Below are 9685 nucleotides of genomic sequence, written 5' to 3'. Positions count from 1 at the left end.
GCGGCCCCGCTCCGGACCGGAGCGGGGCCGCGGGGGAGCGGGCGTCAGTGGAAGCTGTGCTCCGGGGCCGGGAAGGTGCCGGTGCGCACGTCCTCGGCGTAGGCGCGGGCGGCGTCGCCGAGGACGGTCCGCAGGTCGGCGTACTGCTTGACGAACTTGGGCACCCGGCCGGCCGTCATGCCGGCCATGTCGGTCCAGACCAGCACCTGGGCGTCGGTGTCCGGCCCGCCGCCGATGCCGACGGTCGGGATCGCCAGCTGCTCGGTGACCTGGGCGGCCAGCTCGGCCGGTACGGCCTCGAGGACCACCGCGAAGGCGCCCGACTGCTGGACGGCCTTGGCGTCGCGCAGCAGCTGGTGCGCGGCCTCGTCGCCGCGGCCCTGGACCGGGTAGCCGCCGAGGGCGTGCACGGACTGCGGGGTGAGGCCGATGTGGGCCATCACCGGGACGCCGGCCTCGACCAGCAGCTCGATCGAGCGGGCGCTGCGCTCCCCGCCCTCCAGCTTGACCGCGCCGACCCCGGCCTCCTTCATCAGCCGGGCCGCGTTGTGCATGGCCTGGGCGGGGGACTCCTGGTACGAGCCGAACGGCAGGTCGGCGACGATCATGGCCCGCTTGGTGCCGCGGACGACGGCGGCGGAGAGCATCACCATCTGATCCATGGTCACCGGGACGGTGGTCTCGTAGCCGAGGTGGCAGTTGCCCGCCGAGTCGCCGACCAGCAGCACCGGGATGCCGGCCTCGTCGAACACGCCCGCGGTGAGGGCGTCGTAGGCGGTGAGCATCGACCACTTCTCGCCGCGCTGCTTGGCTGCGGCGAGGTCGCGGACGGTGACGCGGCGGTTGGTGACCCCGCCGTAGAGGGTGGCGGTCGACGCCTGGTTCTGGGCAGGCGAAGGCGTAGAAGCGTTCATCGAACGGACTCCTGAAGGGTTGTCGTCTCGTGGCGCCGTACGGCGTCCCCGGATCACCTCCATGCTTGCACGCCCCGGCTCCGGCGCAAAGAGGGGTGCGTTCGCCGCGGTGCGATCCACGCCACACCCGGTGCGGTCCACGCCACACCCGGTGCGGTCCGCGCCGTGTCCGGGCGTGCGGGCGGGCCCGCGCCGGGGCGTGCGGGCCGTGGGCGCCGGGGCGCGCGGGAGGCCCCCGAATTTGCCTGCTCTTTACGAAACGGGTTCGTCTCGTATCGTATCGCCCGCTACTCTGGTGCGGGGGGTTACGAGACGCATTCGGCTCGGAATTGCCCGCCAGTGTCACACCACCACGGACGGGAAGACCAATGACCACCGCAGCCGCGCCACCCCGCGTGCCGGAAGCCATCCACCGTCGACGCTGGGCGATCCTCGGCACCCTGCTGCTCGCCCTGCTCGTCGTCGTGCTCGACAACTCGATCCTCAACGTCGCGATGAAGACCATCGCGACCCCGGCGCCGGTCGGCCTCGGAGCCACCCAGAGCGACCTGGAATGGTCGATCAACTCCTACACCCTGGTCTTCGCCGGCCTGCTCTTCACCTCCGGCCTGCTCGGCGACCGGTTCGGCCGCAAGCGCGCGCTGCTGGCCGGCATGACGGTCTTCGGCATAGCCTCGCTGCTGTCCGCGATGGCCGCCTCGCCCGGTGAACTCATCGGCTACCGCGCCCTGATGGGCGTCGGCGGCGCGCTCGCGATGCCCGCCACGCTGGCGATCATCATGAACGTCTTCGAGCGCTCCGAGCAGCCCAAGGCGATCGGGATCTGGGCCGGTGCGGTCGGCCTGGCCATCGCCATCGGCCCGATCACCGGCGGCCTGCTGATCGAGCACTTCTGGTGGGGCTCGGTCTTCCTGGTCAACGTCCCGATCGTGGTCGTCGCGGTGATCGCGATGGTGGTGCTGGTCCCCGAGTCCAAGGACCCCAACCCGGGCCGGATGGACCCGGTCGGCGTGCTGCTGTCGATCATCGGCCTGGTCGCGCTGATCTTCGGCATCATCAAGGGCGGCGAGCTGGCCGACTTCACCGCGGTCGAGGCCTGGGCACCCACCCTGGTCGGCGTGCTCGCGCTGGTCGCCTTCGTCTGGTTCGAACGCCGCACCGCGTACCCCGCGCTGGACATCAGCTGGTTCCGCAACAAGGTGTTCAGCGCCTCCGTGGTGGTCGTCGGCGTGATCTTCTTCGCGCTGATGGGCGTCTCCTTCTTCGGCGTCTTCTACATCCAGAGCGTGCGCGGCTACAGCGCGCTCCAGGCCGGTGTGCTGATGCTGCCGCTGGCCGCCGCCCAGCTGGTGTTCGCCCCGCGGGCCCGGCTGGTGGTCGACCGCCTCGGCGTCGCCGCCACCGCCGCCGGCGGCATGCTGCTGGTCGCGGCCGGCTTCGTGGGCTACGTCGTGCTGACCGCCACCACCCCGATCTGGGTGCTGGTCCTGCTCGGCCTGGTGATGGGCGCCGGCATGGCGCACGTCATGCCGCCGGTCACCGTCGCGATCATGGCCTCGCTGCCCCGGGAGAAGGCCGGCGCGGGTTCGGCCGTCAACAACACCTTCCGCCAGGTCGGCGGCTCGCTCGGGGTCGCCGTGCTCGGCGCGGTGCTCTCCACCGTCTACCGCGACGGGATGGCCGACACCCTCACCCACCTGCCCGAGGGGCTGCGCGACAAGGCGGGCGAGTCGCTGGAGGCCACCCTGGCGATCGCCGGCCGGATCCCCGGCGGCGAGGCGCTGGTCACCCCCGCCAACGACTCCTTCATCCACGCCATGCACGTGGTGGCCTCGCTCTCGGTGGGCGTCTCGGTGATCGGCGCCGCCGTCGCCTGGTTCCTGCTGCCGCGCCGTTCGGCGGCCCCCGCCGGCCCGGCCGGCCCGGCCCCCGAGCAGCACGGCCGTGAGCGGGAGGCCGCGGCCGCGGACGCCTGACCGGCGGCCGCGTCGCACGCGACTGAGTGACAATGGCCCTGTCACCCGGGTACGCCCGGGCGGCAGGGCCTCGGTCCGGGCAGGCCCCCGCCCGGACCCACCGGGGAACACCCCACGGCGCCCGGGCGACCGGGGGCGAGCAAGGGAGAGACAGCGGGGATGAAGACGGACGCGCCGACCGCCGACACCGGGCAGCACTGCGCGGAGGTGCGCCGTGGCCGGCCCCGCAGCGAGGCCGCCGAGCAGGCCATCTTCCGGGCCGTCGAGGACCTGATGGCCGGCGGCACCGCGCTGTCCGAGCTCACCATCGAGGGCATCGCCGCGGCCGGCGGCGTCGGCAAGGCCACCATCTACCGGCGCTGGCCCAACAAGGAGGCCCTGCTGGTCGACGTGGTCAGCCGGCTGGAGGAGCCGCTGCCGGAGCCCACCGGCGCCGGCGCCCGGGCCGACCTGATCGCCCTGGTGGACCACGTGCGCCGGCGCGGGCTGGCCAAGCGCACCCGCTGGGTGCTCAAAGCCGCCCTCGGCCAGATGCAGACCCTGCCCGAGCTGTACTCCGCCTACCGGGACCGGGTGATCAAGCCGCGCCGGGAGGTCGGCTTCCGGCTGATCCGCCAGGCCGTCGCCGAGGGCGTGATCCGCGACGACCTCGACCTGGACCTGCTCAACGACCTGCTGATGGGGCCGATCCTCTACCGCAGCATCCTGTGGGACGACTCCGACCTGGAGGACCCGGACCTCGCCCGCAAGCTGGTCGACTCGATGCTCGAAGGCCTCGCGCCCCGCCGGACACCCCACTGACCGGCCCACCGCCCGGCCCGCCCGGCAACCCGCCGCCCGGCCCGGCCCGGGCCCCGGACGTGGCCTCGCTCACCAAACCGGGCCACGCCGGAACCCGCTCAGCGGGCCCGACGTCTGTCCCGGCATAGGCTGAGCCGGGTATCCGATCAAACCGGCACCGGCCCGGTCGTGCCCGCACCTTCGGCGGGCGCACCCCGGGACGGCGACGGCACGAGCGACGGGAGCCACCACATGGCGCAGGCGGACAGGACCGAGCGGATGTCGACCCCCGAGGACGGCACCGACGGCCCGGCCCCCGCGGCGCGTCGCGGCGGCTTCCTCGGCCTGCGCCAGTGGGGCCGGGACGCCCGCGGCAGCAGCACCTGGCGGCGCGGCCTGGTGGTCGCCGTGCTGGCCGTGCTCACCGCCGCGCTGCTCGCCTTCCACGCCGAGGTGCCCAACAGCGTCGGCAACCTCGGCAGCCTGCTGGAGACCTTCCTGCCCTGGCTGGGCCTGGCCGTCCCGGTGCTGCTGGTGCCCGCGCTGCTGCGCCGCTCCGCCACCGCGCTGCTCGCCCTGCTGCTGCCCGTCGTGCTGTGGGTCAACCTGTTCGGCGGCCTGCTGACCGACAAGAGCGGCGGCAAGGGCGACTGGACGGTGGTCAGCCACAACGTCGCCGCCGCCAACACCGACGTGCCGGGCACCGTCCGCACCCTGGTGGACTCCGGCGCCCAGATCGTCGCCCTGCAGGAGCTGGCCGGCCGGCAGCTGCGCTCGTACGAGACCGGGCTGGCCGACGCCTACCCGCACCACACGGTGGAGGGCACGGTCGGCCTCTGGTCGAAGTACCCGATCGCCGACGTCTCCCCGGTGGACCTGAGGATGGGCTGGACCCGGGCCTTCCGGGCCGAGGTCACCACCCCGCAGGGCCCGGTCGCGGTGTACGTGGCGCACCTGCCCTCGGTGCGGCTGAAGGCCGAGGGCGGCTTCACCGTCAACCAGCGGGACGTCAGCGCGCAGGCGCTCGGCGACGCGATCCAGGCCGAGCCCCTGAAGAAGGTCCTGCTGCTCGGCGACCTCAACGGCACCATGAACGACCGCAGCCTGGCGCCGGTCACCTCGCAGATGCGCTCGGCCCAGGGCGCCGCCGGGGACGGCTTCGGCTTCAGCTGGCCGGCCGCCTTCCCGATGGCCCGGATCGACCAGATCATGAGCAAGGGCGGGCTCCAGCCGGTCGACTCCCGCACCCTGTCCAGGGACGGCAGCGACCACCTCCCGGTGGCCGCCACCTACCGGTTCGGTTAGGGGGACCGTCCTGCCGATCGGCTCGGGTCGGACACGCCCTAACCGCGCCGCCAGCGGTTGGTGATCGGCAGGCGGCGGTCCCGGCCGAAGTTCTTGACCGAGACCTTCGGGCCCGGCGGGTACTGGCGCCGCTTGTACTCGGCGGTGTCGACCAGCCGGACCACCCGGTCCACCACGGCCGGGTCGAAGCCGGCCGCCACGATCGCGTCCCGGCCCTCGTCGCCCTCGATGTAGCGGGTCAGCACGCTGTCCAGGAGGTCGTAGTCCGGCAGCGAGTCGGTGTCCACCTGGTCCGGCCGCAGCTCGGCGGACGGCGGCTTGGTGATGGTGTGCTCCGGGATCGGCGGCACCTCGCCGCGCCGCTCGGCCTCCTCGTTGCGCCAGCGCGCCAGCCGGAAGACCAGCGACTTGTAGACGTCCTTGATCGGCCCGTAGGCGCCCACCGAGTCGCCGTACAGGGTCGAGTAGCCGACGGCCAGCTCGCTCTTGTTGCCGGGCGCGAGCACGATGTGCCCCTCCTGGTTGGAGATCGCCATCAGCAGGGTGCCGCGCAGCCGGGACTGGAGGTTCTCCTCGGCCAGGCCGGTCAGCTCGGTGGCGCCCAGGTAGGCGTCGACCATCGGGGCGATGGAGACGGTCCGGAAGTGCAGCCCGGTGCGGCGGGCCAGCTCGGCCGCGTCGTCCCGGGAGTGCTCGGAGGAGTAGCGGCTGGGCATCGAGACGCAGTGCACGTTCCGCGCGCCGACCGCGTCCACCGCGATGGCGGCCACCAGCGCCGAGTCGATGCCGCCGGAGAGCCCGATCAGCACGGACGAGAAGCCGTTCTTGACGACGTACGCCCGGGTGCCGGAGACCAGCGCGGCCCAGATCTCGGCCTCGTCCGACAGCCGCGGCGCCACCTCGGCGGTGAGCCCGGCGGCGGGCGCGTCCCGCGGCTCGCCGCCCAGTTCGGTGCGGACCAGGTGCAGCCCGTCGCTCAGCAGCAGGCCGTCGGTGTCGTCGCCGGCGGCGGCCGGCAGGTCGAGGTCCAGCACCAGCAGGTGCTCCTCGAACTGCGGGGAGCGGGCCAGGACCCGGCCGTCCGCGCCGACGACGATCGAGTCGCCGTCGAAGACCAGCTCGTCCTGGCCGCCGACCATGTTGACGTACGCGAGGGTGCAGCCCGCCTCGGCCGCCCGGCGGCGCACCAGCTCCAGCCGCTGGTCGTCCTTGTTCCGTTCGTACGGGGAGCCGTTGACGACCAGCAGCAGCCCGGCGCCGGCCTCGCGGGCGGCGGTGACCCGGCCGCCGTCCTGCCAGATGTCCTCGCAGATCGCCAGGGCGACGTCCACCCCGCGCACCCGCAGGACCGGCAGCTGGTCGCCCGGGACGAACCAGCGGAACTCGTCGAACACGCCGTAGTTGGGCAGGTGGTGCTTGGCGAAGCGGGTCACCACCTCGCCGCGGTGGAGCACCGCGGCGCAGTTCTGCGGGGAGCCGGCCGGGCGGTTGGAGCGCGGCGCGGCGTGCTCGGAGCGCCCGAGGTAGCCGACCACCACCGGGACCTCGCCGAGCCCCTCCGCCGCCAGCCGGCCGGCCAGCCCGACCAGCGCCCCGCGGGAGGCCTCGACGAAGGAGTGGCGCAGGGCGAGGTCCTCCACCGGGTACCCGGTGAGGGCCATCTCGGGGAACGCGACCAGCTGGGCGCCGGCCGCCACGGCCTGTCCGGTCCGGCGCACCACCTCGTCGCCGTTGCGGGCGAGGTCGCCGACCCAGGGGTCGATCTGGCACAGGGCGAGACGGAGAGTGGGCATGCCCCGAGTGTAATCGTCTAACTGACGCGATGTCCTGGGCAAGAAGGGCCGCGGCGACGGCGGCGGGGCCCGGTGCGGGGGCCGGCACTGCCGGGCCGGGCGGGTATCGGCCATGATGGGGGCAGTCGCTTTACGAGGTCTTTGCGAGGGCCTCCGAGGCGTAACACGAGCGTAAAGAGCAGAGGTGAGACTGTCCCCATGGGCAAGCAGCAGCAGTTCGTGCTTCGGACGCTCGAAGAGCGTGACATCCGGTTCGTCCGGCTGTGGTTCACCGATGTGCTCGGGTTCCTGAAGTCCGTCGCGGTGGCACCGGCCGAGCTGGAACAGGCCTTCGAGGAGGGCATCGGCTTCGACGGCTCGGCGATCGAGGGCTTCGCCCGGGTGTACGAGTCCGACATGATCGCCAAGCCGGACCCGACCACCTTCCAGATCCTGCCGTGGCGCTCGGAGACCCCGGGCACCGCCCGGATGTTCTGCGACATCCTGATGCCGGACGGCTCGCCCTCCTACGCCGACCCCCGGTTCGTGCTCAAGCGCACCCTGGAGAAGGCCTCCGCGCAGGGGTTCACCTTCTACACCCACCCGGAGATCGAGTTCTTCCTGCTGAAGAACCTGCCCGGCGACGGCACCCCGCCGATCCCCGCCGACCAGTCCGGCTACTTCGACCACACCCCGCGCGGGGTGGGCCACGACTTCCGCCGCCAGGCGATCACCATGCTGGAGTCGATGGGCATCTCGGTCGAGTTCTCCCACCACGAGGGCGCCCCCGGCCAGCAGGAGATCGACCTGCGCTACGCCGACGCGCTGTCCACCGCCGACAACATCATGACCTTCCGGCTGGTCATGAAGGAGGTCGCGCTGGAGCAGGGCGTGCACGCCAGCTTCATGCCCAAGCCGTTCTCCGAGCACCCCGGCAGCGGCATGCACACCCACGTCTCGCTGTTCGAGGGCGACCGCAACGCCTTCCACGAGTCCGGTGCCGAGTACCAGCTGTCCAAGGTCGGCCGCTCGTTCATCGCCGGCCTGCTGAAGCACGCCGCCGAGACCGCCGCCGTCACCAACCAGTGGGTGAACTCCTACAAGCGGATCTGGGGCGGCTCCCAGCGCACCGCCGGGGCCGGCGGCGAGGCGCCGTCCTACATCTGCTGGGGCCACAACAACCGCTCGGCACTGATCCGGGTCCCGATGTACAAGCCGGGCAAGCAGGGCTCCACCCGGATCGAGGTCCGCTCCCTGGACACCGGCTGCAACCCGTACCTCGCCTACGCCGTCACCCTCGCGGCCGGCCTGAAGGGCATCGAGGAGGGCTACGAGCTCCCGCCCGGCGCCGACGACGACGTGTGGGCGCTGTCCGACTCCGAGCGCCGCGCCCTCGGCATCCAGCCGATGCCGCAGAACCTCGGTGAGGCCATCGACCTGATGCAGCGCAGCGAACTCGTCGCCGAGACCCTCGGCGAGCACGTCTTCGACTTCTTCCTGCGGAACAAGAAGCACGAGTGGGAGGAGTACCGCTCCGAGGTCACCCCGTTCGAGCTGCGGAAGAACCTCCAGGTGCTGTGAGCGGGTGACGCCCGTTCAAACCGTTTCCGGCCCGCTGTCGTCCGAGAGGAGGGCAGCGGGCCCTCCTATGGAGTGGATCTGCGACGGATCGCCGACTCGGTCGCGGAATGTGATGCTTGTGTGACGGAGTGTTGTGGTCCGATGGGCCTGCTTGTCCGTTCCGTCCTGAAAGAGGATCACATGACCTCCTCCGTCAGCCGCGCCGCCGCCACCCGCCTGCTCGCCCGCCGGGTCGGTGTCGCGGGCGCCGCCTTCGCCGCAGTCGCGGGCCAACTGCTGGCCGCCCCGACCCTCGCCGACGCCCGTGGTTCGGGCACGGCCCCGGGTCCGGACGCGGGTGTGCAGCACGCGCAGCGTGCGAAGCCGAGGGCCACCACGATCGCCGAGAACCAACTGCCGTTCACCACCCGCTTCGAGGGCGACTTCCACGGCTCGATCACCCGCATCAGCAACTCGCTGATGACCTGCGACGAGACCAAGGCGCCCCTCGACCCCGAGCAGCCGCCCTGCGAGGACGCCCGCAAGGGCCTCGGCAGCCGGCCGATCAACAACAAGTACGAGATGAAGTACATCAACATCGACCCGGGCAGCGTCGGCCCGCTCGGTGACGCGATCTACTCCGCCAGCTCCGCCGACCTCGGCCTGATCGACGGCTCCACCGTCAAGAGCGCCCGGCTGTACTGGGGCGGCACCCGCGGCATCGACGACGTCGTGCTGCCGGAGGACCAGATCGACGAGGTCTACCTGAAGCTCCCGGGCGAGGGCCAGTACCGCAACATCGCCAACGACCAGCCCTCGATCGGCTACATCACCACCGACGTGGAGAGCAGCTACCAGGCCTCCGCCGACATCACCGACCTGGTCAAGCAGGCCGGCAACGGCACCTACACCGTCGCCAACATGGACTCGGTGGTGAAGCCGCACAGTTGGGGCGGCTGGACGATCGTGGTCGCGTACGAGAACGACTGCAAGCCGCTGCGGCACATCCACCTGTGGGACGGCTTCCGGGTCGAGCTGCCGGACAGCCCGCCGCGCGAGTTCGACCTCACCGGGCTGCAGACCCCCGCCACCGGCCCGGTCGCCGGCAAGCTCGGCTTCGTGGTCTACGACGGCGACCTCAAGTGGACCGGCGACACCCTCGCCATGAAGTCCACCAACGGCCCGCAGGCGCTCTTCTCGGACCTCAACCACGCCTCCAACGACGCCTTCAACTCCACCATCGAGGAGCTGACCCCGGCCGACCAGTTCATCCGCACCCCGTACAACCGCAACAACTTCGGCTACGACTCCAACCGCTGGGACATCTCGCCGTTCCTGCGCAACGGGGACACCGACATCAAGATCCTCTTCGACACCG

Annotated in this window: 7 protein-coding genes; 5 read left to right on the top strand and 2 right to left on the bottom strand. The window is 72.0% G+C overall.

Annotation, left to right across the window (positions count from 1 at the left end; genetic code table 11):
- Positions 1-44 precede the first annotated feature (44 nt).
- On the bottom strand, positions 45-914 hold the full coding sequence (gene panB / locus AB0E96_RS33740; RefSeq protein ID WP_359829609.1) for a 3-methyl-2-oxobutanoate hydroxymethyltransferase: 870 nt from the start codon (positions 912-914) through the stop codon (positions 45-47).
- Between the two features lie 368 nt (positions 915-1282).
- Here panB and AB0E96_RS33735 point away from each other — a divergent pair, with 368 nt between their 5' ends.
- The 3 genes from AB0E96_RS33735 (at position 1283) to AB0E96_RS33725 (ending at position 4975) form a co-directional block, all read left to right on the top strand.
- Positions 1283-2890, top strand: a complete 1608-nt coding sequence (locus AB0E96_RS33735) for an MFS transporter (RefSeq protein ID WP_359829608.1) — start codon at positions 1283-1285, stop codon at positions 2888-2890.
- A 159-nt stretch (positions 2891-3049) separates the two neighbouring features.
- A complete protein-coding gene (locus tag AB0E96_RS33730) occupies positions 3050-3691 on the top strand; it encodes a TetR/AcrR family transcriptional regulator (protein WP_359829607.1) in 642 nt (213 codons plus the stop codon).
- A 231-nt stretch (positions 3692-3922) separates the two neighbouring features.
- Positions 3923-4975, top strand: a complete 1053-nt coding sequence (locus tag AB0E96_RS33725) for an endonuclease/exonuclease/phosphatase family protein (protein WP_359829606.1) — start codon at positions 3923-3925, stop codon at positions 4973-4975.
- Between the two features lie 38 nt (positions 4976-5013).
- Here AB0E96_RS33725 and AB0E96_RS33720 read toward each other — a convergent pair whose 3' ends face one another.
- Positions 5014-6768 carry an NAD+ synthase gene (locus tag AB0E96_RS33720; RefSeq protein ID WP_359829605.1) on the bottom strand — a complete coding sequence of 585 codons (1755 nt, stop codon included), beginning with the start codon at positions 6766-6768 and terminating at the stop codon, positions 5014-5016.
- Between the two features lie 198 nt (positions 6769-6966).
- On the opposite strand from AB0E96_RS33720, the gene AB0E96_RS33715 reads away from it, so the two are divergent.
- Together AB0E96_RS33715 and AB0E96_RS33710 are read left to right on the top strand one after the other, a co-directional pair.
- The gene (locus tag AB0E96_RS33715; protein ID WP_359829604.1) at positions 6967-8328 is read left to right on the top strand and encodes a glutamine synthetase family protein; all 1362 of its coding nucleotides are present in this window, start codon (positions 6967-6969) and stop codon (positions 8326-8328) included.
- Between the two features lie 180 nt (positions 8329-8508).
- On the top strand, positions 8509-9685 hold a 1177-nt coding region (locus AB0E96_RS33710), incomplete at its 3' end, for a hypothetical protein (RefSeq protein WP_359829603.1).

The organism is Kitasatospora sp. NPDC036755 (genome assembly GCF_040636595.1).
Taxonomy (GTDB): Bacteria; Actinomycetota; Actinomycetes; order Streptomycetales; family Streptomycetaceae; genus Kitasatospora.
Note: the sequence above shows the minus strand (reverse complement) of the source record. Positions and strands in the feature narration are given on the sequence as shown.